We start from the raw sequence: 24,299 nt of genomic DNA, 5'->3' as shown, positions 1-24,299 counted from the left end.
CGGGAACCGCCGGCGGACGTCCGTTGGCACCGGACGCTCGCTGGGGCTGCCGCGGGATCGTGGTCTCGGCAGCCTCGGCCACGCCGGTATCCCGCGTCCTCCGCTCGGCCACGTGCCGAGAGTAGTCCCAGGTAGGGCCGTTGTGGGCGACCCGCGGGCAGCCGCGACCGGGTAGATCGGTACAGAACCATGGACGAAGGGGCATGGCCACCCGTTTCCGGCTGAACTAGGATTCACCGCTGTCAATTCGGGTTCGTTTCGAACTTTTCCGACGAGTGGGGGCTGATCGTGCGGATTGTCGATAGAATGGCCGACCGGTTGTTGGCGATGATCGTCGCGGAGCGGCCGGCCATGGCTACGAACTGCTGGGTCGGCGGTTGCTGCGACTACAACATGAAGGACCTCTGCTGCAGGTACGACCGGGAGACGCGCTGCCACTGCGAGGTCTACGTCTCGGACTGCAAAGGCTGACAATGTAGGTATGGCGCCTGATTGATTGCATTGCTAGAATTCGTCTCCTGATTGTCTGCGGGGAGGGGAAGCAGTGATGAGCATTGCCAAGAAGGTTGCCGACGTACTCCTGGACGCCGTTGTGCCGAAGATCGAGGCGGACGCGGCGGTGTGCAACGTCGGGAGCTGTTGCGACTCGAACAAGAAGTGGTACTGCTGCAACTACGATCCGGACGTCCGCTGCTACTGCATCATCAACACGACGGCCTGCGACGGCTGACCGGCTCGCCGACCGTGTGCGCAGCGCGCGTACGGTCGGCACCGTCGCGTTCACGACGCGTTCACGACGGTGAGGAGTGCGGATGTCACGGGTGGCCGCCATCGACTGCGGGACGAACTCGATCAGGCTGCTCGTCGCCGATGTGTCCACCGCGTCGGACGGCACGTTCTCCTTGCGGGACATCTACCGCGAGCAGCGTGTGGTCCGGCTCGGGCAGGGCGTCGACGCGTCCGGCGTGCTCGCGCCGGAGGCGATCGAGCGCACGCGGGCCGCGCTGGCCGACTACACCGACGTGCTGCGGCGCAAGGGCACCGAGAGGGTGCGGATGGTCGCGACCAGCGCGACCCGCGACGCCGCGAACCGCGACGACTTCTTCGGCATGGTCCGCGCGACCCTCGGCGTCGACGCCGAGGTGATCTCCGGCGACGAGGAGGCGACGCTCTCGTTCGTCGGCGCTGTCGGCGAGCTCGATGCAGAGGACGGGCCGTTCGTGGTCGTCGACGTCGGTGGCGGCTCGACGGAGCTGGTGGTCGGCGAGCTTGTCGACGGCGCGGCGACGGTGCGCGCGGCCCGGTCCGTCGACGTCGGCAGCGTGCGGCTCACCGAGCGTTGTCTGCACGGCGATCCGCCGACGGAGGACGAGATCGCGCAGGCGCGCAAGGTCGCCGCCGGGATCCTCGACGAGGCGTTCTCCGCCGTCCCGGTCGACGGTGTCCGCACCTGGGTCGGGGTGGCCGGCACGATCACGACGCTCTCGGCCGTCGCGCAGAACCTTCCCGAGTACGACCGATACGCCGTGCACCTCTCCCGCCTCCAGCGCGCCGACCTGCACCGCGTCGCGACCGACCTGCTCAGCAGCACCCGCGAGCAGCGCGCGCAGCACCGGGCGATCCACCCGGGCCGGATCGACGTCATCGGCGCCGGCGCCCTGATCGTCGACGTGCTGGCCGGTGAGCTGCAGGAGCGCGCCGGCATCACCGAGCTGGTGGTGAGCGAGCACGACATCCTCGACGGGATCGCCCGCTCGATCGCATGAGCGTCCCGTCGGCCGGCACGTACGCCTCGGTCGCGGAACTCGACACGGAGCTCGTCGACTGCCGTCGGTGCCCGCGGCTTGTCGCGTGGCGGGAGAAGGTGGCGCTGGAGAAGCGTGCGGCCTTCCGCGAGCAGACGTACTGGGGGCGCCCGGTGCCCGGCCTCGGCCCTGCCGACGCCTCGCTGCTCATCGTCGGGCTGGCGCCGGCTGCCCACGGCGCGAACCGCACCGGACGGATGTTCACCGGCGACCGCTCAGGTGACGTCCTGTTCGCGGCCATGCACGCCGTCGGCCTCGCGAACCAGCCGACGGCCGTGCACGCAGGCGACGGGCTGCGGCTGTACGGCACGCGGATCACCGCGCCGGTGCACTGCGCTCCTCCGGACAACAAACCCACTCCGGAGGAGCGCGACACCTGCGGCGGGTGGCTGCGCGCCGAGCTGGCGCTGCTGCGGCCGCGCGCGGTGGTCGTGCTGGGGGCCTTCGGCTGGCAGGCCCTGTTCCCGGTGCTCGCCGGCGCGGGCTGGCGGGTGCCGCGGCCGCGCCCGAAGTTCGGCCACGGCGCGCACGTCGAGCTGCCTGGTCCTGATGGTGTGCTGCACGTGCTCGGCAGCTACCACGTGAGTCAGCAGAACACGTTCACCGGCCGGTTGACGCCCGCGATGCTCGAGGATGTGCTGCGCGTCGCAGGCTCCATAGCTGGGGTTCTGTAAAGGCGTAGTAAGGGTCACCCCCGCGAGGGAGGTGGGCAAGACGGCATGGTGAGACCATTGAGGCATGGCGAGAAACGCGAGGATCGTGATCGTCGGCGGTGGTTACGTCGGTATGTACACGGCGCTGCGGCTGCAGAAGAAGCTGCGCAGCGGCGAGGCCGAGATCACCGTCATCGACCCGCAGCCGCACATGACCTACCAGCCGTTCCTCCCCGAGGCCGCGGCCGGCTCGATCGAGCCCCGGCACGTGACCGTGCCGCTGCGCAAGGTGCTGCGCAAGTGCCACCACCTGACGGGCCGGGTCACGCGCATCAACCACGCGTCGCGTGAGGTCACCGCGGAGCTCGCCGCAGGCAACGTCGTCACCGTCTCCTACGACGTGCTCGTCGTGGCGCCCGGATCGGTGGCCCGCACGCTCCCGATCCCCGGGCTCGCCGAGCAGGGCATCGCCTTCAAGACCGTCGGCGAGGCCATCTACCTGCGCAACCACGTGCTCTCCCGGCTCGACGCCGCCGCGACGACGCTCGACCCCGAGCTGCGCAGCAGGCTGCTGACGTTCCTCGTGGTCGGCGGCGGGTACGCCGGTGTCGAGGCGCTGGCGGAGCTGCAGGACATGGCGACCTACGCCACCCGCTACTACGAGAACATCGCGCCGGAGGACATGCGCTGGGTGCTCGTCGAGGCCGCCGGGCGGATCATGCCCGAGGTCGGCCCGACGCTCGGCGTCTACACCGTCGAGCGGCTGCTCGACGTCGGTATCGAGGTCTTCCTCGACACCCGCGTCACCAGCCTCGTCGGCGGCCACGTCGAGCTCGACGACGGCACCGAGTTCGACGCCGACACCATCGTCTGGACGGCCGGGGTCAAGCCCAACCCGATGCTCGACAACACCGACCTCCCACGCGACTCCCGTGGCCGCATCGAGTGCAGCGCCGCGCTGCAGGTCGTCGGGATGCCCGAGGTGTTCAGCGCGGGCGACTGCGCGTCGGTGCCCGACCTGACGAAGGACGACCCCGAGGCGCGCACGAGCCCGTCGGCGCAGCACGCCGTGCGACAGGCGAAGACGCTCTCCGGCAACATCGTGGCGTACCTGCGCGATCGCGAGCTGCACGACTACAAGCACGGCAACGCCGGCTCGGTGGCCAGCCTCGGTCTGTACCGCGGCGTCGCGGAGATCTACGGCATCAAGATGCGCGGCATCATCGCCTGGCTCCTGCACCGCTCGTACCACCTGATGCAGATGCCCACGTGGAACCGCAAGATCCGGGTGGCGTTCGACTGGTTCGGCGCGTTCGTGCTCGGCCGCGAGGTCGTCTCGCTCGGCCAGATCAACGAGCCGCGGGCCGAGTTCCACCGCGTCGCGGGCCCGCCGAAGCCGGTGGCCGTCGCCGATCCGGTGTCGTCCATCCAGGCCGACACGCCCGTGGTAACGGGACGACCGCAGGGCTGAGAGCAGGGGGCTGGCGTCATCGTTCGTCCACCGTGCCGACGTACGCTGACGGCCGCGCCCCCGTAGCCCAATCGGCAGAGGCAGACCTCTTAAAAGGGTCACAGTGTGGGTTCAAGTCCCACCGGGGGCACCCGGCTCGGGGCTGAGCCATCCTCGGCGCACTCGGGTGGTCACGGCGGTGCCAGGAAAGTGGCTTTCCTGGCGCCACAGGACAGGAAAGTGGCTTTCCTGGCACCCCCCGGCCGCCGCCGGGGCTTGGTTGGCGCCTCGCTTCAGTTGCGGATGTAGTGCAGGGCGATCGCGCCGGTGGTGAGCGTCTTCACCCCGCCGAGCTGCCAGGTCGTGTACGGCGGCTCGCCTTCGAAGAACCGCAGGCCCTTGCCGAGCACGGCGGGCACGATCATGATCCGCATCTCGTCGACGAGCCCGGCCGCCAGCAGCTGGCGGATGATGCTGGCGCTGTTCAGCACGAGGATGTCGCGGCCGGGTGCGCTCTTGAGCGCGCGGACCTCGGCCTCCAGCTCCTGCTCCGCGAGGCGCGAGTTCTGCCACTCCACCTTGTCCAAGGTGCGGGAGAACACGACCTTCTCGACGGTGTCGATCCAGGTCGCGAGGTCGCGGTCGCGGGCGGCCGCGTCCTCGTCGTGCACGACGAGCGGCCAGTACGAGTGGAAGCCTTCGTAGTTCGTCCGGCCGAGCAGGGCCGTGTCGGCGCCGCGCCAGACGCCTTCGAAGTAGGTCGACGAGTGCTCGTGCGAGGCGTGCTCCTGCAGGAATCCCATCCCGTTCATGCCGTCGCTCGTGGGTCCTGCGCTGTAGCCGTCGATCGAGAGCGTGACCTGGGTGATGAGCTTGCGGGTGGTTCCCGACACCGTCTTCTCCTCTTTGGCTCGACGAGGAGAACGCTAGGCAGCGCGGGCCGGCCAGGAATCCGTAGCGGCTTCAGCATTCCGGTTCACCCGCATAGGTAGTGTCGCCGGCATGTTGCGTGGCCGGCGGACCGAGCTGGCCCGGATCGACGCCGCGCTCGACGCCGCGCGGACCGGGGTCAGCGGCGCGCTCGTCGTGCGCGGCGAGGCCGGTATCGGCAAGACGACGCTGCTCGGGCACGCCGTCGAGCGGGCCGGCGAGTTGCGGGTCCTTCGCGGCACCGGCGTCGAGTCGGAGGCCGAGCTGTCGTTCGCCGGCCTGCACCTGCTGCTGCGTCCCGCGCTGGACGGTCTCGACGCGCTGCCCACCATGCAGCGGCAGGCGCTCGCGGGCGCGTTCGGGATGTCCGACGGCGAGGGCGACCGGTTCATGATCGGCGCCGCCGTGCTCTCCCTGCTCGCCGAGCACGCGCCGGTGCTCTGCGTCGTCGACGACGCGCACTGGCTCGACCGCGCATCGGCCGACGCGTTGCTCTTCGCCGCGCGGCGACTCGACCACGAGGGTGTGGTCGTGCTCTTCGGTGCGCGGGACCACGCCGGCGCGTTCCCGGCTCCCGGCATTCCCGAGCTGCGGCTCGCCGGGCTCGACGAGACGAGTGCGGCCGAGGTGCTCGACGACACCGGCGTCGAGCTCACCGCGTCGACCAGGGCGCGGCTCATCGCGGAGACGCGCGGCAACCCGCTCGCGCTGCGCGAGCTGCCGGCCGTCACCACCGGTGCCGAGCCGGAGAGCGAGCCGCTGCCCGTGACGCAGCGGGTGATCGACGCGTTCCACCACCAGGTCAGCACGGTGCCTGCCGCGTGCCGGACGTTGCTGCTGCTCGCCGCTGCCGACACCACGGGCGAGCTCCCGACCGTCCTGCGGGCCGCCGCCGACCTCGGCGCGACCGTCGCCGATCTTGCGCCGGCCGAGCAGCGCAGGCTGATCATGGTGGAGGACGGCACCTTCACGTTCCGCCATCCGCTGATCCGCGCGGCGGTCTACCGCAGCGCGGCGACCGGCAGCCGGATCGCGGCGCACCGGGCGCTGGCCGGCTGCACCGAGGATCCCGATCTCCGCGCGTGGCACCGGGCCGCGGCCGCCCTCGGCCCCGACGAGCAGGTCGCGGCCGAGCTCGACGACGCCGCTCGACGGGCGGCCGGTCGCGGTGGCCACGCCGCGGCGGCGGAGACGTACGAGCGGGCCGCGCGGCTGAGCGAGGACAACGCGCCGGCGGGCACCCGGATGCTGCTCGCCTGCGAAGCGGCCACGAGGGCGGGTCGGCTCGAATGGGCCCGCGAGCGGGCCGAGAAGCTGTTGACGCAGGTCAGCGACCCGTCGACGAGGCTGCGGTTGACGCACGTCTGCGCCGCCGCCCACTTCGGGAGCGGTGAGCTGGCCCGCGCGCACCGGATGCTCATCGACGGCACGGCGTTGAGCACCGATCCGGCCGAGGCGTTCTGGATGCTGATCCGCGCGCTGCACGCGGCGTGGGCGTCACCGACGGACGTCACGATGATCACCGAGGCGGTCGACCTGCTCGGCACGGTCGGGCTGGCGCCGGACGACCCGCTGGCCGACGTCGCCTGGCTCGCGCGGTGGGGCACCGCGCAGATCATGGACCGCGACACGTCGACGTTCCCCGCGATCGACGACGTGCTCGCCCGGGCCAGGACGGCCGCGTCGACCGCGGGCCTGCGCGGGCTGACGGAGGTGGCCAGCCGGGCGCTCGTCGCGGCTCGCGACGCCGAGTCGGCCGAGATCGCGACCGCCGTCATCGAGGAGGCCCGCGCGAAGGGCATGGTCATCTTCCTGCCCGCCGTGCTCGGGCACCTGACGCTCGCGCAGGTGCTGCTGGGCCGCCACCGCGAGGCGAAGGCGACCGGCGACGAATGCGTGCGCATCGCTACGGCGACCGACCAGCCGCTCTGGTCGAGCTACGCCGCGGGCGGGCTCGCGTACCTCGGCGCGATCGAGGGCGACGAGGAAGCGGTGCGCCACTTCACCGACGTCGTCGGCTCGGCCGGGGCCGGATACGCCGGCGCGTCGACGGGGGTGGTCTACGCGCAGTCCGCGCAGGCGCTGCTCGACCTCGGACGCGGGCGGGTGCAGAGCGCGTTCGACCAGCTCACGGCGGTCGTCGACGGGCCCGTACGACACGTGTCGGGCGTGATCCGCTGCATGCCGGACCTCGTCGAGGCCGCGGTGCGGTTGGGCAGGCCGGATCACGCCGCCGAGCCGATCGCGCGGTACACGCGGTGGGCCGAGACGATGCGGCAGCCGTGGATCGACGCGCTGCTCGCCCGCTGCCACGCGCTGACCGCGGGCGACGCGGCAGAGGAGCACTTCCTGCGTGCCATCGACCTGCACGATCCGGCGGCGCGGCCTTTCGAGCTCGCGAGGACCCAGCTGCTCTACGGCGAGTGGCTGCGCCGGGCCCGGCGCAAGGCCAAGGCGCGCGAGTACCTGACGTCGGCGCTGACGGCGTTCGAGGAGATCGGGTCGGCGCCGTGGATCACCCGGGCGCGTTCGGAGCTCGGTGCCGCGGGCGTTGCGGTCGAGCGCGCGGAGGTGCCTGCGACGCTGGCCGAGCTCACGCCGCAGGAGCACCAGATCAGCCTGCTCGCGGCGAAGGGCCTCGCGAACAAGGACATCGCGGCGCAGCTCTGCCTCAGCCCGCGCACCGTCGCCTACCACCTCTACAAGGCGTACCCGAAGCTCGGCATCCAGTCGCGCGGGGAGCTGACGGGGCTCATGTGACGGGGCGCGCCCGGGATGCGTGCGTCCCGCACGCGTTGCCAGGAAAGTGGCTTTCCTGTCCTGCCGTGCCAGGAAAGTGGCTTTCCTGGCACAGCTGCGAGCCCGCTGGGCGCGTTCCTAGGGGAGGTGCCGTGGCGCTGTGGCGACGGCGTGCGCGCGCAGCCGCGCGCCGTCCTGCCCCGGTGGCACGCCGAACATCCGCCGGTATTCGCGGTTGAACTGCGTCGGGCTGTCGTAGCCGACGAGGTGCCCGACCCCGGCGACGTCGCCGGCGCGGGAGAGCAGCATCGAGCGAGCCTCCTGGAGCCGGATGCGCTTCTGGAACTGCAGCGGGCTCATCGTCGTGACGGACCTGAAGTGCCGGTGGAACGCCGAGGGGCTCATCCCGGCCAGCGCTGCGAGGTCGGCGATCCGCATCGGCTCCGCGAAGTTGTCGCGGATCCACCTGATGGCCTTGCTGACGTGCGTCAGCCCGCTGTCGGCCAACCCGATCTGGCGGATCATGTGCGCGTGCGGGCCGGTGAGCAGCCGCCAGAGGATCTCCCGCTCGATCAGCGGTGCGAGCACCGGCGCGTCGACGGGCCGCTCCAGCAGCCGCAGCAGCCGGGCGACAGCGTCGAGCAGCTCCGGCCCGATGTCCCCGATCGCCATGGCGGGTTGCCCGGCCGCGGAGCGTGCCGACCGGTCGGGAGGCGCCTCCAGCAGCAGCGGCGCGATCGTCGCGGGGCGCAGGACGATGCCGATGCCCAGCGCAGGCACGGCGTGGCTCGCGTCGATGAAGTGGCCGGAGACCGGTAGGTCGGCCGTCACGACCAGGCACTGCCCCGCCCGGTACTCGAACACCTCCTCGCCGAGGAACATCCGCTTGCCGCCTTGGGCCATGACGACGAACAGCGGCTCGGTCAGCGAGTACTCCGGCTCGCTCGACTCGACGCTGGAGAGCAGGAGCCCGTCGATCGGCGAGAGCAGGTCCTTCCGGGCGTGCGTCGACACCCGGCGGCGGATCTCGTCGAGCAGGTCGGCGGTGTGCACCACCACACGGAAGCACTCCGGCAACGACCGGACAACCCGATCCAGGCGACAACGGGAGGAATGGGCAAGAGCTCGCGTGCATCGATCTACCGCCGGTCACCGAGCGGAACGACGCTGGACGGGACAGCACAGAGACCCGAAGGAGCACGACGATGCCGCTCGACCACTACGTCACCCTGGGCCGTTCCGGCCTGCGGGTCAGCCCGTTCGCGCTGGGCGCGATGACCTTCGGGGAGGATCCCGGCAGCGCCGGGACCAGCGTCGAGGAGTCGGAGAAGATCCTCGCGAGCTACCTCGACCGCGGCGGGAACTTCATCGACACCGCCAACTTCTACTCCAACGGCCACTCCGAGAAGATCCTCGGCGACTACTTCGCCGCCCACCCCGGACGGCGCGACCGGGTGGTGCTGGCGTCGAAGTTCTTCATGAACATGCACCCCGGCGACCCCAACGGCGGCGGCGCCGGCCGTTCGTCGATCATCGCGCAGCTGCACGAGACGCTGCGCCGTCTGCAGACCGACCACCTCGACCTGTACTGGTTGCACAACTGGGACCGCAACACGCCGATCGAGGAGACGATGCGTGCCCTCGACGACCTGGTCCGCGCCGGCACCATCCGCTACCTCGGGTTCTCCAACACCCCCGCGTGGGTCACGGCGCAGGCCCAGACGTCGGCGGTGCTGCGCGGCTGGACCCCGCTCGTCGCGTTGCAGGTCGAGTACTCGCTGCTCGCCCGCACCGTCGAGGGTGAGGTGGCGCCGCTCGCGCGCGACCAGTCGATGACGCTCGTGCCGTGGAGCCCGCTGAAGAACGGCTTCCTCTCCGGCAAGTACCGCCGCGGATCGCAGGTCGCCGACTCCGCCCGCGCCGCCTACGTCGGCGGGCCCAGCGAGGCGGAGTTCGTCGTCATCGACGCGGTCGCGGAGGTCGCCGCCGAGCTCGGCACGACGTCGGCCGCGGTATCACTGGCCTGGCTGCGCGGGCGCGGGCAGTCGGTCGTGCCGATCATCGGCGCCCGGCGGCTCGACCACCTCGAGGCCAACCTCGCCGGCCTCGACGTCGCCCTCACCGCCGAGCAGCTACGGCGCTTGGACGAGGTCTCGGCACCGGACCTGAACTACCCCGCTCCGCTGCACACGGGCATGAGGACGATGCTCCAGTTCGCCGGGACGACCGTCGACGGCGAGACGTCCACCGTCTACCCGCCGCTGCTGCAGAGCGACGTCAGGTACTGAGCCTGGGCCGTCAGAACTGGCAGTACATGATGTGCAACCCGACGAAGCCCTGCTCCGGGTGCTGGAACCCGCCCGGCACCGTGCCGATCGTGGAGAACCCCAGCCGCTCGTAGAGCTGGATGGCGGAGCGGTTGGTGGCGGCGACCGCGTTGAACTGCATCCCGGCGAAGCCCTGCGCACGGGCCCAGGCCAGGGAGAACTCGCACAGCGCGGTGCCGACGCCCCGGCCGCGCGCCTGCGCCGCGACCATGTAGCTCGCGGTGGCGACGTGCGCGCCGGGGCCGGCCCGGTTCGCGCCCATCTTCGCCGTGCCGAGCACCCGCCCGCCGTCGTCGGCCACCACCGTCAGCGCCGGCGGCCGCTCGACCCACATGTCCTTGGACTGGTCCTCGGTCATCGTGGGGTCGTAGGTGTAGGTGTCCTGCGCCTGCACGATCTCGCGCACGATCGGCCACACCTGTGGCCAGTCGGCCGCTGCGAACGGACGGATCTCCACGCCGCAACGCTAGTCGGCCGAAACCTCCCCACCGTTTTGCCTACTTACACACCCGAAATGGCGTGCAGGTTGGCAAAACGGTGGGGAAGTTCGGTCAGTGGTCGCCGTGCGGGTCGCCGCGGATCACCTCGGGCGGCAGCAGGACGAGCGGCCGCATCATCTTGTGGTCCTCGTGCTCGTAGATGTGGCAGTGGTGCAGGAAGCGGCCGGCCGCGGGGCCGTACTGCCCGATCACCGACACCATCTCGCCCGACCCGAGCTTGATGACGTCCTTCCAGCCCCGCTCGTTGGCCGGGATCTCGCCCGGCCCCTTCCGCTTGATCGGCTCGATCGTGCCGCCGCCGATGGAGCCGTCGGCGCGGCGCAGGTAGCGCCAGTTCGTGACGTCGTAGTGCGAGCGTTCGAGCGCCTGGAACGTGAAGGCGTGGGTGTGCATCGGGTGCGGGGCGCCGAAGCCCTCCAGCGAGAGGTACGTCCAGCGCTCCCAGCTGCTCGTCTCCGCAGTGAACGCCACCGGGTCGACGAAGTCCTTCCCGACCCTGCGGTAGGTGCGCACCTCACCGGCGGCGTCCTCGAACTGGACGATCCCGTCGATCGGCATCCGCCCCGACGGCTCCTGCGCCGGCTCCATCTCCCACATCTGCGCCACGGCCGGGAACGCCGGCGTGACCAGCACGAACCGATCCCGCAGCGGCGAGACCGAGCCGGCGACGACACTGCGGAAGCTCGGCGACGTCACCGCGGGCAGCGGCGGTGCCGCCTCCGGCGCCGACGCTCTGACGCGGAACTGCATCACGTCGCCCGACTTCGCCTTCATGTACGAGGTGTCGATCAGCCGCAGCGAGCTGCCGGCGAACGCGTCGAAGTCGATGATCAGGTCGGCCCGCTCGGCCGGCGCGATGATCAGCGGGCCGGCGATCGGGACCGGCGCGGGCAGCAGCCCGGCGTCGGTGCCGATCTGGACGATCGTGCCTGCGGGCGCCGGCTCGCCGTCGGGCGTGCGCAGCTCGAGGTGGTACGGGCGGATGCTGGAGGCGTTGAGCAGGCGGAACCGGTAGCGCCCCGGCTCGACGTCCAGGTACGGCCAGATCTTGCCGTTGACGACGTTGAACGGCCCGCTGAAGGAGCGCGGGATCTTCTCGGCCTGCTGGGCGTAGACGGTGATCTTGTGCAGGAGCTGGCCGGTGAGCCGGTCGGTCGGGTCGGTGTCGAGGTTGCGGTCGCAGACGATCAGCGGGATCTCCCGCTCGCCGCTCGGGAGCCCGAGCGCGTCCTCCTCGTCGTCCCTGATCACGTACATGCCGGCGGTGAGCCCGGCCATCGTCGTCATGCGGCTGACGTGCATCGCGTGGTCGTGGTACCAGAGCGCGCATGCCGGCTGGTCGTTCTCGTAGTACGCGAGCTGGCGGCGGCCGGGGCCGACGGCGTTCTCCGGCCACCCGTCGTTGCCGCCGCCGGTGATCGCGCCGTGCAGGTGCACGACGGCCCACGGCGGCAGCGCGGTGATCTCCGGGAGCGCGGTGGCGCCGCGCTTGCCGGGGAGGTCGAACTCGCGGTCGCCGCCGGTGTTGTCCGAGAGCTCGACGGCCTGCACCGGGATCGGGCCGGTCAGCTCGTTGAGCCAGGTCACCTGCAGCGGGACGCCGCGGCGCACCTCGATCGTCGGCCCGGGGAAGCTGCCCTCGTACGTCCACATGGTGCTCGCCGGCAACCGGCTGTGCAGTTGCACCTGCGTCGTGACCATGCGGACGGTGAGCCGCGCGCCGTCCCCGTCGAAGGTGACGGCCGCCCGTGGCGGGATCGGGAGCGCGTCGACGAACGGTTCGAGCGAGTCGACGGCGCCGCCGTGCTCGGGCGGTGGCGTGTGGAACGGCTCTTCGGGGAGCCACGTGTGTGCGTGCGGCTGTCCGAAGACCAGGATGTCGGGGTCGACCACGTCCGGCCGGCAGGCCGCGGGCAGCCCGGCGGCGAGGCCGGCCACAACGGTGTTGGCCATGAACCACCGCCGGCTCAGCTGCCAGCGCTCTGCGACGCCGCGGCGGCGCTCCGGGCGGAGCGTGCCCTCGGGGACCGGCTCCAGCCCGTCGTCTTCGTCGGTCTGCGTAGGGCTGGCCACTTCGCCGAGATTAGGCGAGGCAAACCTCAGTAATCAACCAGGCTTCCCTGGTGCGTCCACCGGCCGCCGACCATCGTCGCCGCGATGGGCAGGTCGCGCAGCTCCAGTGGGGGCGTCGACGCCGGGTCGCGATCGGCGACGGCGAGGTCGGCGCGCCGACCGACCGTCAGCGGCCCGTCCGGGCCGGCCGACGCACTGATCGCGACGTCGAGCGGGATCTCCTGTTCGGGGTGCCAGCGCGGCCGGTCGTCCGCGGTGCGGCTGACGGCGGCGGCGATCGTGATCCACGGGTCGAGCGGCGCCACCGGAGCGTCGGAGCCGAGCACCAGCCCCGCACCCGAATCGAGCAGGCTCCGGAACGCGAACGCCCGGTGCGTGCGGCCGGCCCAGAGCCGGTCGGCCACGTCGCGGTCGTCCATCGCGTGTTCCGGCTGGACGCTCGCCACGATGCCCAGCTCGGCGAACCGGGCGACGTCGGCGTCGGTGAGCAGCTGGGCGTGCTCGATGCGGCCGCCGGTGCCGACGGTCTCGAACGCGTCGAGGACGAGGGTGTTGGCGTGGTCGCCGATGGCGTGCACGGCCGCCCCGATGCCGGCGCCCGCGGCCGTGCGCAGCAGCGGGACCAGCTCGGACGGCGCCACGAGCAGCATCCCGCAGGGGTGCGCGGTGCCGGCGAGCCCGGGGTACGGGTCGTGGCAGTACGCGGTGCGGGTGTTCAGCGAGCCGTCGGTCACGACCTTCAACGGGCCCATCGTGAGCAGGCCGCCCGTGTCCGGGACGACGTCGCCGGTGCGCAGCCGGCGCGCAACGGCGTCGTCCAGGTGGCTCGGCCACACCGAGCCGATCACGCGTAGCGCGTCGCAGCCGCCCGCGATCCGCGCGGCCCAGGCGTCGAGCTGCCACGGCGCCTCGAAGTCGACGATCCCGACCACACCGCGGGCGGCGGCGCTCCGCGCGGCGTCACCCGCCCATCGGTCGAGCACGTCCTGCGGGACCTTCCGGATGTCCTCCATGACCGGGTGCCAGTCGGTCTCGCGCAGCACGCCGGTGGGATGATCGGGGTGGCCGTAGTGCCGTGCCGCGACGGAGTTCAGCCAGCAGCAGTGCAGGTCGGCGGCAACGAGCACGACGGCGGTCTCGCCGCTGACGGCGTCGAGGAGGTCCTTGTGCGGCGCGTCCGGCCACAGCGCGTCGCGGAAGCCGAAGCCGACGAGCGCGCTGCCCGCGGCCGGCGGGTCGGTCCGAAGGCGTTCACCGGCCAGCGCCGCGGCCTCGGCCGCCGACCCCGTCGCCGCGAGATCGAGGCGCTGCCGCGCGAGCGCCCACTGGTCGAAGTGCACGTGGTTGTCCCAGAGGCCCGGCAGGAGGGTGCGGCCGTCGAGGTCGACGTGCTCGGCGCCGGACGGGCGGTCCAGGTGCGGCGCGATCGCAGTGATCGTGCCGCCGTCGACGAGGACGTCCTGAACGGCGCCGTCGATCTTCGCCGACGTGAGGAGCGTGGCCATGGAGATCAGCCTATGGCTCGCGCCAGCTCAGGGTAGCCTCACCTATCGAACCGCCGCGGAGCGTCCGTGGCGGCGGAAGGAGAGCTGCATGGCCACCGGGACGACCGAGTTCCCACTCGAAGTGCTTGACGTGGAGCGGTTGTCACCGAGCCTGGTGCGGGCCGTGCTCGGGGGCGGGTTCACCTCGCTCGACGTGCCGGACGAAGGCTGCGTGTTCAGCTTCCCGACCGCAGACTCGCCGGCGAGCGCGGAGGGCGGGCGCTGGTACACCGTGCGCCGCTGCGCTGAGGGGCGGGTCACCGTCGATCTCGTGCTGCACGAGGGCGGTGTCGGCGGCACCTGGGCGGCCGGTGCGAAGATCGGCGACACCCTGCTCGTGACCCACCAGAACAGCTGGTTCAAGCGCCCGGAGACCGCCACTTGGCAGGTGCTCATCGGCGACATCACGGCGCTGCCGGCGATCGGCCGGATCATCGAGGAGAGCGCGGGGACGATCCCGACCACCGCCGCCGTCGAGATCCCTGACCCCGGCGACGAGCAGGACCTCGGCGCCGACGTGACGTGGGTGCACAACCCCGACCTCGTCCGTGGCAGCAAGCTAGAAGAGCTCGCCCGCAGCATGACGTTCCCCGACGGACCGGGCTACGTGTACGTCGCCGGTGAGGCAGCGGCGACCAGGGCGGTGCGCAAGTACCTGCGCCACGAGCTGAAGCTGCCGACCGGCTCCTACGGCGTGATCGGCTACTGGCGGGTGGACGCCGAGCGCTGGGCCGAGAAGTTCAAGGACTCCGGCGTCGACGTCGCCGCGCTGTACAAGGAGGCGCAGGAGGCGAGCGCCGACCCCGAGGAGGTCCGCGACATCTACGAGCGCAAGCTGGCCGAGGTGAACCTCCTCTAGCGACCCTGGGACGGCACGGGCGGGGAAGGCAGGAAAGCCACTTTCAGGCCCTGTGAGGGCAGGAAAGTGGCTTTCCTGCCCTCCCGGCGGAGCCGGGCGCACGGGCTGGGCGGCTACCGGAGTGACGCGCCGCCGTCCACGTACAGCTCCTGCATCGTGACGTGGCGGGCGGCGTCGGAGGCGAGGTAGGCGACGGCCTCCGCGACGTCGGCGGGGGCGGCGACGCGGCCGAGCGGGATCCCGATCCGGAACTGCTCCGGCGCCCCCGCGATCGCGGCGGAGATCGCGGCGGACACGGCCGCGCCGTTGGTGTCGTCGAGGCGGTGCAGGCCGCGCAGCATGGCGGTGTCGGTCGAGCCGGGGCAGACGACGTTCGCCCTGATCCCGTGCTCGGCGAGCTCCAGCCCGACGCAGCGGGTGAGCTGGGCGGCGGCGGCCTTCGACGCCGCATAGGCGGCCACGCCGGTGCGCGGCACGCGGCCCGCGTTCGAGGCGACGGTCACGATCGAGCCGCGGCCGCGCGGCACCATCCGGGTCGCGACCGCCCGCAGCAGGCGGAACACCCCCGATGCGTTGACGTCGAACGTGCGCTCCCACTCGGCGTCGGTCGTGTCGAGCAGGCTGGCCGGGAGCAGCACCCCGGCCACCGAGACGAGCACGGCGATCGGGCCGAGTGCCTGCTCGACGTCGTCGACGAGCCGCTCGACCGAGACCGGGTCGGTGACGTCCACCGTCATCGGGTGCACGCCGGCGCTCGCGGGCGGCGCGGTGAGGTCGGCGGCCGCAACCGTCCAACCGCGGTCGTGCAGCAACGCCGTGACGGCACGGCCGATGCCACCGGTCGCACCGGTCACGAGCGCGACATCGGTACCGGGTGAGGGCATGCGGGACCCCCTTCAAGTTGGTTAGCCTCACCTTAGGTCGATGAGGAGGCTCTGCGCACATGCCCGAAACCGCGTGGCCCGACGAGTTCGCCGAGCGCTACCGCGCCGCCGGGTACTGGACCGGCGAGACGTTCGGAGAGCTGCTGGCCGCACGCGCGGCCGAGCACGCCGAGCGCGTCGCGGTGGTCGACGGCGATCTCCGGCTCACCTACCGCGAGCTGGACGAGCGCGCGAACGAGCTGGCCGCCGGGTTCGTCGACGCCGGGCTGGTCCGCGGCGACCGGGTGGTGCTGCAGCTGCCCAACATCGCCGAGTTCGTCGAGATCGTCTTCGCGCTGTTCCGGATCGGCGCGCTGCCGGTCTACGCGCTGCCGGCGCACCGCCGGACGGAGCTGCGGCACATCGCGGAGCAGACCGGTGCGGTCGCGATGATCACGGTGGCGGAGCACGACGGCTTCGCGGCCGCCGCCGCGGCCGCCGAGATCGCGGCGGAGCTGCCGGCCGTCCGGCTGCGGATGGTGGTCCGCGGTGAGTCGGGACCGGGCGCAATGGCGCTGCACGAGCTGCGCGCCCGCCCGCGCCCGCTGCCCGGCCCCGCGGCCTCGGACGTCGCGTTCCTGCAGCTCTCGGGCGGTACCACCGGGCTGCCGAAGCTGATCCCGCGCACGCACGACGACTACCTCTACAGCGTCCGGGAGAGCGCGCGGATCTGCGCGCTCGACACCGGGACGGTCTACCTGGTCGCGTTGCCGGTCGCGCACAACTTCCCGATGAGCTCACCAGGCTTCCTCGGCGTGCTGTACGCCGGCGGGCGGATCGTCATGTGCCCACGTCCCGACCCGGACACCGCCTTCGCGCTGATCGCCGCGGAGGGCGTGACGATCACCGGGGTCGTCCCGCCGGTCGCCGCGGTCTGGGCGCAGGCGGCGCCGAGCAGCCGGCACGACCTGAGCAGCCTCGACGTGCTGCAGGTCGGCGGCGCGAAGTGCAGCGTCGAGCTGGCGCGCCGGATCGGGCCGGCGCTCGGCGCCCGGCTGCAGCAGGTGTTCGGCATGGCCGAAGGGCTCGTCAACTACACGCGCCTCGACGATCCCGACGAGCTGGTGCTGCACACCCAGGGCCGGCCGATCTCGGCGGCGGACGAGCTACGCGTCGTCGACCCGGCCGATCGGGACGTACCGGCCGGGACGGCCGGAGCGCTGCTCACCCGCGGCCCGTACACGATCCGCGGGTACTGGGCGCCGGAGGGCGAGGCCGGCGCCGGCGTCCGGGCGCACAACGCCGAGACGTTCACCGTTGATGGCTTCTACCGCACCGGCGACCTCGTCCGGCTCACGCCCGACGGCTACCTCGTGGTGAGCGGCCGGGTGAAGGAGCAGATCAACAGGGGTGGCGAGAAGGTCGCGGCCGAGGAGATCGAGAACCACCTGCTCGCCCATCCCGCGGTGCTCGACGCCGCGGTCGTCGCGATGCCCGACACCTACCTCGGCGAGCGGACCTGCGCCTACGTCCGTCCGGTGCCCGGGGTCGAGCCGCCGACGGGCAGCCAGCTGCGCGCCTTCGTCCGGTCGCGCGGGGTTGCGGCGTTCGTCGTGCCCGACCGCGTGCAGGTCGTCGCCGAGTTCCCCGCCACCGGTGTCGGCAAGGTCAGCAAGCGCGAGCTGCGCGCCGCGATCACCGCCCAGCTGCGGGCGTCGGCGTCGTAGCGCCCCCGAACTTCCCCACCGTTTTGTGCACTTGCGCGCCGTGGGAGCGCGCATCCACCCAAAACGATGGGGAAGTCCTACGGCCGGTAGAGCGCGGCCAGCCGACGACCAGTAGAAGGTCCCCACCGTTTTGCCAACTTGCACGCCGTTTCGGGTGTGCAGGTTGGCAAAACGGTGGGGAAGTTGGGTCAGGTCGGTGGGGTGAGGTCGAGGCGGGCGACGATCTCACCGTCCTCGATCTCGCCGGTCGGCACGAATCCGAGCTTGCGGTAGAACTGCTCGGGCCCGCCGAGGCCTTCGGCCCAGCTCACCGTCAACCCGCGGGCGCCTTCGTTGCGGACGTGCTCGGCAAGCAGCTCGACGACCCGCGCCCCGATCCCGCGGCGCTGGTGGCGGCGGTCGATCAGCAGCCGCCACAGGTACGGGTCCGGCTCGGTGGCCGAGGCCTCCGCGACCATGACGAAACCCACCAGCTCGCCGTCGGCCGCGATCGCACGCATCCACGGCACCGCCGGCACACCGCCGACCAGCTCCGGCACCAGCGCGTCCTGGAACGAAGCGGCCATCGTCGCAACGAACCGCTCCTGGCTGTGGTGCGTCGCCAGCCTCGCAACCTCCCGCACGTTCGACGGCGTGATCTCGACGAGCGTGACCTCATCCGGCTTCCCGGCGGGCCGGCCCAGCCACGCCGCGCGGTCCGAGCGGAGCAGCGCGTACCGGTCGTCGTCCTCCCACGATCCGCGCACGAGCGCCGCTGCCTTTCCCCGCCCCTCGTACCGGAAGCCGAGATCTTCGAGCAGTCGCGCCGAAGCGGCGTTCTCCGGGTCGAGCGTCGCGGTGACGAGGTGCACGTCGAACTGCTCGAACAAGGTGTCGACCAGCGCCCCGACCGCCTCGCGCCCGATGCCGAGCCGCTGCCGGTCCGCCCGCAGCGTGTAGCCGATGGTCGCGATCCGGCCGGTGTCGTCCAGGCCGACGGCGAGGTCGCCCGCCAGCTCGCCCTCGTACTCGACCCCGATCTGCACCCACTTGCCGACAACCGGCCCGGTGACCTGCGACTGCCGCTCGACGTACGCCCGCGTCGCCTCCGCCGTCACGGGCAGGTCCCAGTCCTGGAACCGCGCGACCGCCGGGTCGTTGCGATACGCGGTGATGACGGGGGCGTCGGAGGGGACGAGCGCGCGCAGCGCGAGCCGGGCCGTCCGCAGGGGCAGGATCATGGGCCGAGTCTCCCCGATCCCGGCGCGGCCGTCCGCAATCCGGCGAAGATCAGCTGCAGGGTGCGTTCGCGCAGGTCGGGGTCCCAGCGGCCCTGCACGGCTCCTTGCGTGCAGGCGAGCAGCAGGGCCATGACCTCGTCGACGCGGACGTCCGCACGCACGGCGCCGGCCTCCTGCGCGCGCTCCAGCAAGTGGGCGACGGCGTCCTGGAACGTCTGCAGGGGCGGTGCGAGCTCGATGCCCAGGGCCTCCACGACCGTCCGGCTGCCCGCGGCGCGGTCGACCAGTTCGGTGAAGAACGTGAAGAGGGCGGTCGCCGCGTCGGCGTCGGCGGCGAGTGCCGTGAGCCGTTCGGTCAGGCCCGCAAGCAGGTCTTTCATGATCGCGGCGAGCAGGTCGTCCTTGGTCGGGAAGTGGCGGAACACGGTGCCGACCGCCACCCCGGCGGCGGCCGCGACCTCCTCCGTCGACGTCGAGACGCCGCGCTCGGCGAAGACCGCTTCCGCGGCCGCGAGGATGCGGGCGCGGTTGCGAACGGCGTCGGACCGCAGTGGGACCACCTCCTTGACAACCTGAGTCGTGACTCATCATATTACGTGAGTCATCACTCATCTTAAGGGGCAGTCATGACCACGACCACCGATCCGTACGACGTGTTCGAGCTGATGAAGCAGAACTGGATCACCGGCGCGTACGACCCGGACGTCCTCGCGGACGAGATCGTCGTCGAGACGCCGTTCAGCCCACCGGGCATGCGGCGGTTCGACGGCAAGGCGGCGTGGCTCGCCTTCCTCGTCGCGGCGCGGGCGGACCTGCCCATCAGGATCGAGAGCTGCCGCGAGATCGCCGTCCACCGGACCGCCGACCCGGCCGTGATCGTCGTGGAGTACGAGCTGACGGCGACGACCGAGGCGGGTCGGCGGGGCAGCGCCGCGTTCATCGGCGTGCTCGAGGTGCGCGACGGGAAGATGGTGGGCTGGCGCGAGTACCAGAACAACGTCGCGATGGGGCTGGCGATGGGCACGCTGCCCGAGATCGTGGCGGGCTACGAACGGGTCTCCTGACCGGGCCGGCGCTCCCGCACCACTGTCTCGACGCCGTCGAGGATGCGGTCGAGGCCGAAGGTGAAGTCGGGGTCGTCCTCGACGTCCTGGTCCGGGGCTTGCGGCGGGCTCTCGAACAACCCTGAGGCGAGGATCTTCGCCAGCTCGGGGAACCGGTCGGGGGCGACCAGCCGCGCCAGGCTGCGACCATAGGCCTGCACGGTGTCGGGCTGCTGCCAGCTGCCGTCGAGGTCCTGCACCTGCTGTGCCGCGGTGCGGACGTAGCCGTTCACCAGCGTGATCACGCCCAGCTTGGCGGCGGGTTCGAGCGGGGTGCCGCGCAGCACCCGCAGGGCGGACTCCATCCAGGCGAGCAGGTTGGGGCCGGCGGGCGGGCCGGTGATCGGGATCCGGGCCAGCCACGGGCGGCGCCGGTAGACCCGGCGCACCGCCATGGCCCATTCGCGCAGGCCCGCTCGCCACTCGCCCGGCGCGGTGTCGATTTGCGCGGTGTCGATCTCCGGCGGCGGGCCGGTGGCCGCGTCCTCCAGCAAGGCCAGCAGCTCGTCCTTGGAGCCGACGTGGCGGTAGAGCGACATGCTCGTGACCCCGAGCGCCCGCGCGATCTTGGGCAACGACACCCCGGCCAGCCCGTCGCGGTCGGCCAGCTCGACGGTGGCGCGCACCACGCGTTCGACGTCGAGCTCGGCCGGCCGGCCCATCCGTGAGGACGTCGGCAGCCGCCACAGGCGGCGCAGCTCGACGGGTGTCTCGTCGTCCACCCGGATCCTCCGATGCACTTAGTTGACGCCTTATAGTTTCATGCACATACTAAGTCGCGTGCTCCTCCACCGCGTCACCGGCCTGTCCGGGATCACGCTCGGCCTGCTGACCACCCTCACGGTGCCGCTCTACTTCGTCCACGAGGGTGCGGCGCCGGCGTGGAACGTGCTCACCCGCAACCTGATCAGTCTCGTGATGTGCGCGCTGCTGATCGTCTTCCTGAGCGGGCTGCGGCAGGTGATCGCTCCCGCGGACGCGCGCTACGACTGGCTGGCCGGCGTCGTGCACGGCGCCGGGTTGATCTACATCGCGGTCACGCTCGTCGCCTCGGCACTCGAGGTCGGGGGTGTGCTGGCCGCGCCCGGCGGCGCCGTCGACCCGACCGTCGAGGGCCCGCTGGCCGCTGGCAACGTCCTGCTGCACGGCTCCGTGACGCGGCTCGTCACCGCTGTGCTGCTCCTCGCGGCCGGCTCCGCGATCCTCCGCAGCGGCATCGTCCTCGTGCGGCGAGGGCAGGAAAGCCACGTTCAGGCCCTGTGAGGGCAGGAAAGTGGCTTTCCTGCCCTCGGGCCGGGCGGGTTACTTCCGGAAGGGGTCCACCGTGTCGGCGCGGGCGCAGCAGTCGCCGCCGGGGTCGCTGGCGTACGACGTCACCGAGACGCCGTGCAGGCCGGTGACGCTCGATGCGGCGATGGGGAGGCCCATCACCGCTGCCGCAGCGCCGATCATGAGCACCGCGGGCAGCCGCTTCAAGAGCAAGTTCTTCATGCTTGTCCTTATCTGTCAGCCCGAGTCCGTGTTACAGCTTCGCGCAGAGCGTGCTCCGCGTCGAGCCGGCCGGCAGGGGAACCGGTGATCTCGTGCGCCGCGACGGCGGCCCGGGCGTGCTCGGCCGCGTCGTCCGTCCGGCCGGCCGCGAGCTCGGCCGCTGCTGCCGCGGTGAGCGCCTGGCCTTCGAGCAGCGTGTAGCTGCCGGCGCGGGCGAGGTCCAGCGCGGCCGCGGCCGCCGCGACGGCCTGCTCGGCGTTGCCGTTGGCGCGCCTGGCGCCCGAGATACCGATGAGCGCCTGCGCATGCGTGTACGGGTTGTTGGTCCGCACGGCCAGCACGAGCGCGGCGTCGAGCTCGATCAACGCGAGGTCCGGTCGCCCCGCCGCGAGGTGCGTCGACCCGAGCGTCTCGCGCGCCTGCGCCTGCAGGCGCAGGTCGTCGTCGTCCGTGGCGAGGTCGAGCGCCTCCATCGCGAGCCCCATCGCCCCCGTGGTGTCGCCGGAGTCGCGGAGCACCTCGGCCTGGCAGCGGAGGTTGTACGCCTCGCCGCCCCGGTCGGCGAGGTCCCGGTGCAGGTCACGCGCCTCCCACAAGCGGTCGAGCGCTTCCTCCTGCCTGCCCAGCCCGTGCAGGACGTCGCCGAGACCGGTGAGGACCTCCGCGAGGCGGGCCTGCGCGCCGGACGCCCGGAGCAGCTCGAGCGCGCGCTCGTAGTGCGCGGCCGACTCGCCGAGGATGCCGAGCTCGTGGTTGACCCGCGCGATGTGCTCGATGATGGAGCCGTACCCCGGCTCCTGGACGGGATCGGCCAGCCGCAGCGCCTCCCGCAGGTGCGCGCTCGCGTCGTGCGGACGGCCGGACAGCCGCAGCAGGTTAGCGAGCGCACGGTGCCCGGCGACCTCGCCGTCCGTCCAGCCGGCCGCGCGGGCCAGCGTGAGCGCCTGCTCGCCGTGTTCGGCCGCATCGCCGTACCGGTCCTGGCGCGCCAACGCGCCGGCCACGCTCAGGTGGCACGCGGCCTGCGCGGCGATGTCGCCCTCCGCGTCGGCCGCACCCAAGGCGGTACGCGCGACGATGAGCCACGGTGCAACCGCACCCCGCAGCTGGAAGTAGCCGCGCAACGCGTCGGAGATGCGCCACGCGGCGCTGCGCGGGCCGGACCGGGCGGCGACGAGCACGGCCGCCTGCAACGACGGCAGCTCTGCGTCGAGCCATTCGAGCGCTTCATGGTGATCGGCGAACAGGCCAGCCTCCGGGACGGTGCGCGTCCACTCCAACCGTGCCGTCTGCGGGTAGAGCCGGACCGCCGCCTCGTCGAGCCGGTCGAGCTGGTGCCGCAGGAGCCGGGCCCACGCCGCGTCGCGCTCCGCATCGCCCTCCTCCTTCACCGCGCGCTCGGCGGCGTAGAGCCGCAGCAGGTCGGGTTGGACGAACCGGTCGAAGGCGAGCTCCTCGACCAGATGCGCCGCGGCGAGCATCTCCAGCAGCTCCACCGCCAGCTCGGAATCGCCGAGCAACGCTCCTGCCGCCGCGGTCGTGACCTCGCGGTCTGGCGCGAGCGACAGGAGCCGGAAGAGCCTGCGCGCCTGCGCCGGCAGCGCGTCGTAGGAGAGGTCGAACGCCGCCCGGACCGTCGTCTCCGAATCGGCGGCGATCGACAGCGCCGCCAATCGATTGCCGCTGCGCAACCTCCGGACGAAAGCGCCGACAGGGCTGCGGCCCGGCCGGCCGACGAGGTTCGCCGCCGCGATCCGCAATGCGAGGGGCAGCCGCCCGCACAGTTCCGCCAATTCGGCGACGGCATCCGGTTCGGCAGATGTCGACGCTGACCCGATGACGCTCGAAAGCAGCTCCTCGGACTCGACGGCGTCGAGCGGCCCGACCGCGATCTGGTGCGCGCCCTCGCGCGCGACGAGCGAACGCTGCGCAATGCGGCTCGTGACGAGAACAAAACATCCGGGTTCGCCGGGCAACAACGGTCGCACGTGCTCGGCGTGCGGTACGTCGTCGAGCACGAGGAGCGTCTTCGTCCCGGACAGCAGCGTCCGCAGCAATCCGGCCGCCTCGGTGACGTCCGGCGGAATGCGTTCTGGTGCGACCCCGAGCGCGCGCACCACCCTGCCCAGCGCGTCGGCGGGTGAAAGTGGTGGGGCGGTGGAATAGCCGGCGAGGTTCAGGTACAGCTGCCCGTCGGGGAAGAGCCGGCGGACGCGGTGCGCCCAATGGACCGCGAGCGCGGTCTTGCCGGCACCGGGCCCGCCGACGAGCACGGCAATGCGCGAGGCGGCCCCCTTGTCGCCGGCGAGCACGGCGTCGAGCTCGCGGATGTGGTCGTCCCGCCCGGTGAATGCGGAGACGTCCGGCGGCAGCTGAGCGGGCACCGGAAAGGACTGATCGGGCGGACTCGCGCCGTTCGACGACTTGCGCCGGGTCCAGTACCCGTCGCGGCCGAGGTCCTCGAATTCGGTGAGCTGGTCGCCGGCGAACCCGAGCGCGCCGGCCAGCAGCCGGAGAGATTCAGGACGTGGTGAGCGAATGCGTCCGCTTTCCATCCCGCGGATCGTCCGGACGCTCAGGTCGGCGCGTTCGGCCAACTGCTCCTGGGTCATCCGCGCGGCGGTGCGGAGCCTGCGCAGAGCGTCGGCGAAGGTCTCGGCGGGGGCCGGATCGGACACTGGCCGCCCACCCCTTCCACTGCTGCCGACGGACAAGCCGGAGAAAGTCTCGCATGGGCGTCTGCCTGTTGCCTGTTGAGTTGCCTGTTGCCTGTCCTGGTGGGCGGCGGCTCCGGCCAGCAATCTTGCGCAAGAGATTCCGAGCGATCGTTTGCTGAAGTAGCGCAACCGATCGGCCGGGAGCTCGAGGGATGTACCGGGCGTGCAGACGACCGTCCGGAGCGGGTCGCAGCCTTGGGCGCGACGTGCGGGATCCCGACCTCCATGGGCGTTTTCGCCCAGCTCCGCACCATTCCTTTCATCGATCTTCTGGAGTCTTCCGACATGTGCTGGCGGT

Annotated in this window: 22 protein-coding genes and 1 tRNA gene; 12 read left to right on the top strand and 11 right to left on the bottom strand. The window is 71.9% G+C overall.

The genetic code is table 11. The features are described from left to right. Window positions 1-306: 306 nt before the first annotated feature. The 6 genes from LL648_RS01860 (at window position 307) to LL648_RS01835 (ending at window position 4,059) form a co-directional block, all read left to right on the top strand. Window positions 307-471, top strand: a complete 165-nt coding sequence (locus LL648_RS01860) for a hypothetical protein (protein WP_232660593.1) — start codon at window positions 307-309, stop codon at window positions 469-471. Between the two features lie 76 nt (window positions 472-547). Beyond that, the gene (locus tag LL648_RS01855; RefSeq protein WP_232660592.1) at window positions 548-730 is read left to right on the top strand and encodes a hypothetical protein; all 183 of its coding nucleotides are present in this window, start codon (window positions 548-550) and stop codon (window positions 728-730) included. Window positions 731-812: 82 nt separating this feature from the next. Next, window positions 813-1,766 (top strand): Ppx/GppA phosphatase family protein, encoded by a 954-nt coding sequence (locus LL648_RS01850; protein ID WP_232660591.1) that lies wholly within the window; start codon window positions 813-815, stop codon window positions 1,764-1,766. Next, window positions 1,763-2,479, top strand: coding sequence for a uracil-DNA glycosylase (locus LL648_RS01845; RefSeq protein ID WP_232660590.1), 717 nt, complete (start codon window positions 1,763-1,765; stop codon window positions 2,477-2,479). Before LL648_RS01850 ends, LL648_RS01845 begins: the two co-directional genes overlap by 4 nt. Before the next feature lie 64 nt (window positions 2,480-2,543). Continuing rightward, window positions 2,544-3,929 carry an NAD(P)/FAD-dependent oxidoreductase gene (locus LL648_RS01840; RefSeq protein ID WP_232660589.1) on the top strand — a complete coding sequence of 462 codons (1,386 nt, stop codon included), beginning with the start codon at window positions 2,544-2,546 and terminating at the stop codon, window positions 3,927-3,929. Between the two features lie 56 nt (window positions 3,930-3,985). Then, window positions 3,986-4,059: transfer RNA gene (locus LL648_RS01835), tRNA-Leu, on the top strand. Between the two features lie 142 nt (window positions 4,060-4,201). Here LL648_RS01835 and LL648_RS01830 read toward each other — a convergent pair. Next, a complete protein-coding gene (locus LL648_RS01830) occupies window positions 4,202-4,801 on the bottom strand; it encodes a dihydrofolate reductase family protein (RefSeq protein ID WP_232660588.1) in 600 nt (199 codons plus the stop codon). A gap of 109 nt (window positions 4,802-4,910) precedes the next feature. On the opposite strand from LL648_RS01830, the gene LL648_RS01825 reads away from it, so the two are divergent. Beyond that, on the top strand, window positions 4,911-7,598 hold the full coding sequence (locus LL648_RS01825) for an ATP-binding protein (RefSeq protein WP_232660587.1): 2,688 nt from the start codon (window positions 4,911-4,913) through the stop codon (window positions 7,596-7,598). A gap of 117 nt (window positions 7,599-7,715) precedes the next feature. Here LL648_RS01825 and LL648_RS01820 read toward each other — a convergent pair whose 3' ends face one another. After that, window positions 7,716-8,615: an AraC family transcriptional regulator gene (locus LL648_RS01820; RefSeq protein WP_374111974.1), complete on the bottom strand. Its 900-nt coding sequence runs from the start codon at window positions 8,613-8,615 to the stop codon at window positions 7,716-7,718. A 167-nt stretch (window positions 8,616-8,782) separates the two neighbouring features. Here LL648_RS01820 and LL648_RS01815 point away from each other — a divergent pair, with 167 nt between their 5' ends. Further along, window positions 8,783-9,865: an aldo/keto reductase gene (locus tag LL648_RS01815; protein WP_232660585.1), complete on the top strand. Its 1,083-nt coding sequence runs from the start codon at window positions 8,783-8,785 to the stop codon at window positions 9,863-9,865. A gap of 10 nt (window positions 9,866-9,875) precedes the next feature. Here the strand turns inward: LL648_RS01815 and LL648_RS01810 are convergent, their stop codons facing one another. The 3 genes from LL648_RS01810 to LL648_RS01800 form a co-directional block, all read right to left on the bottom strand. Beyond that, window positions 9,876-10,361, bottom strand: a complete 486-nt coding sequence (locus LL648_RS01810) for a GNAT family N-acetyltransferase (protein WP_232660584.1) — start codon at window positions 10,359-10,361, stop codon at window positions 9,876-9,878. A gap of 94 nt (window positions 10,362-10,455) precedes the next feature. Continuing rightward, a complete protein-coding gene (locus LL648_RS01805; RefSeq protein WP_232660583.1) occupies window positions 10,456-12,477 on the bottom strand; it encodes a multicopper oxidase family protein in 2,022 nt (673 codons plus the stop codon). 26 nt (window positions 12,478-12,503) lie between these two features. After that, window positions 12,504-13,982 (bottom strand): amidohydrolase, encoded by a 1,479-nt coding sequence (locus LL648_RS01800; RefSeq protein WP_232660582.1) that lies wholly within the window; start codon window positions 13,980-13,982, stop codon window positions 12,504-12,506. Between the two features lie 88 nt (window positions 13,983-14,070). On the opposite strand from LL648_RS01800, the gene LL648_RS01795 reads away from it, so the two are divergent. After that, entirely contained in the window at window positions 14,071-14,880 is an 810-nt protein-coding gene (locus LL648_RS01795) for a siderophore-interacting protein (protein ID WP_232660581.1), read from the top strand. Window positions 14,881-14,993: 113 nt separating this feature from the next. Here the strand turns inward: LL648_RS01795 and LL648_RS01790 are convergent, their stop codons facing one another. Then, window positions 14,994-15,764 (bottom strand): SDR family oxidoreductase, encoded by a 771-nt coding sequence (locus LL648_RS01790; protein ID WP_232660580.1) that lies wholly within the window; start codon window positions 15,762-15,764, stop codon window positions 14,994-14,996. A 59-nt stretch (window positions 15,765-15,823) separates the two neighbouring features. On the opposite strand from LL648_RS01790, the gene LL648_RS01785 reads away from it, so the two are divergent. Beyond that, the gene (locus LL648_RS01785) at window positions 15,824-17,470 is read left to right on the top strand and encodes a (2,3-dihydroxybenzoyl)adenylate synthase (protein WP_232660579.1); all 1,647 of its coding nucleotides are present in this window, start codon (window positions 15,824-15,826) and stop codon (window positions 17,468-17,470) included. Between the two features lie 188 nt (window positions 17,471-17,658). Here the strand turns inward: LL648_RS01785 and LL648_RS01780 are convergent, their stop codons facing one another. Continuing rightward, window positions 17,659-18,690, bottom strand: coding sequence for a GNAT family N-acetyltransferase (locus LL648_RS01780; RefSeq protein WP_232660578.1), 1,032 nt, complete (start codon window positions 18,688-18,690; stop codon window positions 17,659-17,661). Next, a complete protein-coding gene (locus LL648_RS01775) occupies window positions 18,687-19,250 on the bottom strand; it encodes a TetR/AcrR family transcriptional regulator (protein WP_232660577.1) in 564 nt (187 codons plus the stop codon). Before LL648_RS01775 ends, LL648_RS01780 begins: the two co-directional genes overlap by 4 nt. Before the next feature lie 66 nt (window positions 19,251-19,316). Between LL648_RS01775 and LL648_RS01770 the strand changes: the two genes are divergently transcribed. Further along, window positions 19,317-19,754 carry a nuclear transport factor 2 family protein gene (locus tag LL648_RS01770; RefSeq protein ID WP_232660576.1) on the top strand — a complete coding sequence of 146 codons (438 nt, stop codon included), beginning with the start codon at window positions 19,317-19,319 and terminating at the stop codon, window positions 19,752-19,754. On the opposite strand, the gene LL648_RS01765 is transcribed toward LL648_RS01770, so the two are convergent. Next, entirely contained in the window at window positions 19,736-20,515 is a 780-nt protein-coding gene (locus LL648_RS01765; RefSeq protein WP_232660575.1) for a TetR/AcrR family transcriptional regulator, read from the bottom strand. The genes LL648_RS01770 and LL648_RS01765 overlap by 19 nt on opposite strands. Window positions 20,516-20,573: 58 nt before the next feature. Here LL648_RS01765 and LL648_RS01760 point away from each other — a divergent pair, with 58 nt between their 5' ends. Beyond that, window positions 20,574-21,056, top strand: coding sequence for a hypothetical protein (locus LL648_RS01760; protein ID WP_232660574.1), 483 nt, complete (start codon window positions 20,574-20,576; stop codon window positions 21,054-21,056). A 39-nt stretch (window positions 21,057-21,095) separates the two neighbouring features. Here the strand turns inward: LL648_RS01760 and LL648_RS01755 are convergent, their stop codons facing one another. Next, window positions 21,096-21,284, bottom strand: coding sequence for a hypothetical protein (locus LL648_RS01755; protein WP_232660573.1), 189 nt, complete (start codon window positions 21,282-21,284; stop codon window positions 21,096-21,098). An 8-nt stretch (window positions 21,285-21,292) separates the two neighbouring features. Beyond that, on the bottom strand, window positions 21,293-23,962 hold the full coding sequence (locus LL648_RS01750; RefSeq protein WP_232660572.1) for an ATP-binding protein: 2,670 nt from the start codon (window positions 23,960-23,962) through the stop codon (window positions 21,293-21,295). Window positions 23,963-24,299: the final 337 nt, after the last annotated feature.

The sequence above is a fragment of the Pseudonocardia sp. TRM90224 genome (genome assembly GCF_021245725.1).
Classification (GTDB): Bacteria; Actinomycetota; Actinomycetes; order Mycobacteriales; family Pseudonocardiaceae; genus Pseudonocardia.
This window is presented reverse-complemented; position numbering and strand designations above follow the sequence as displayed.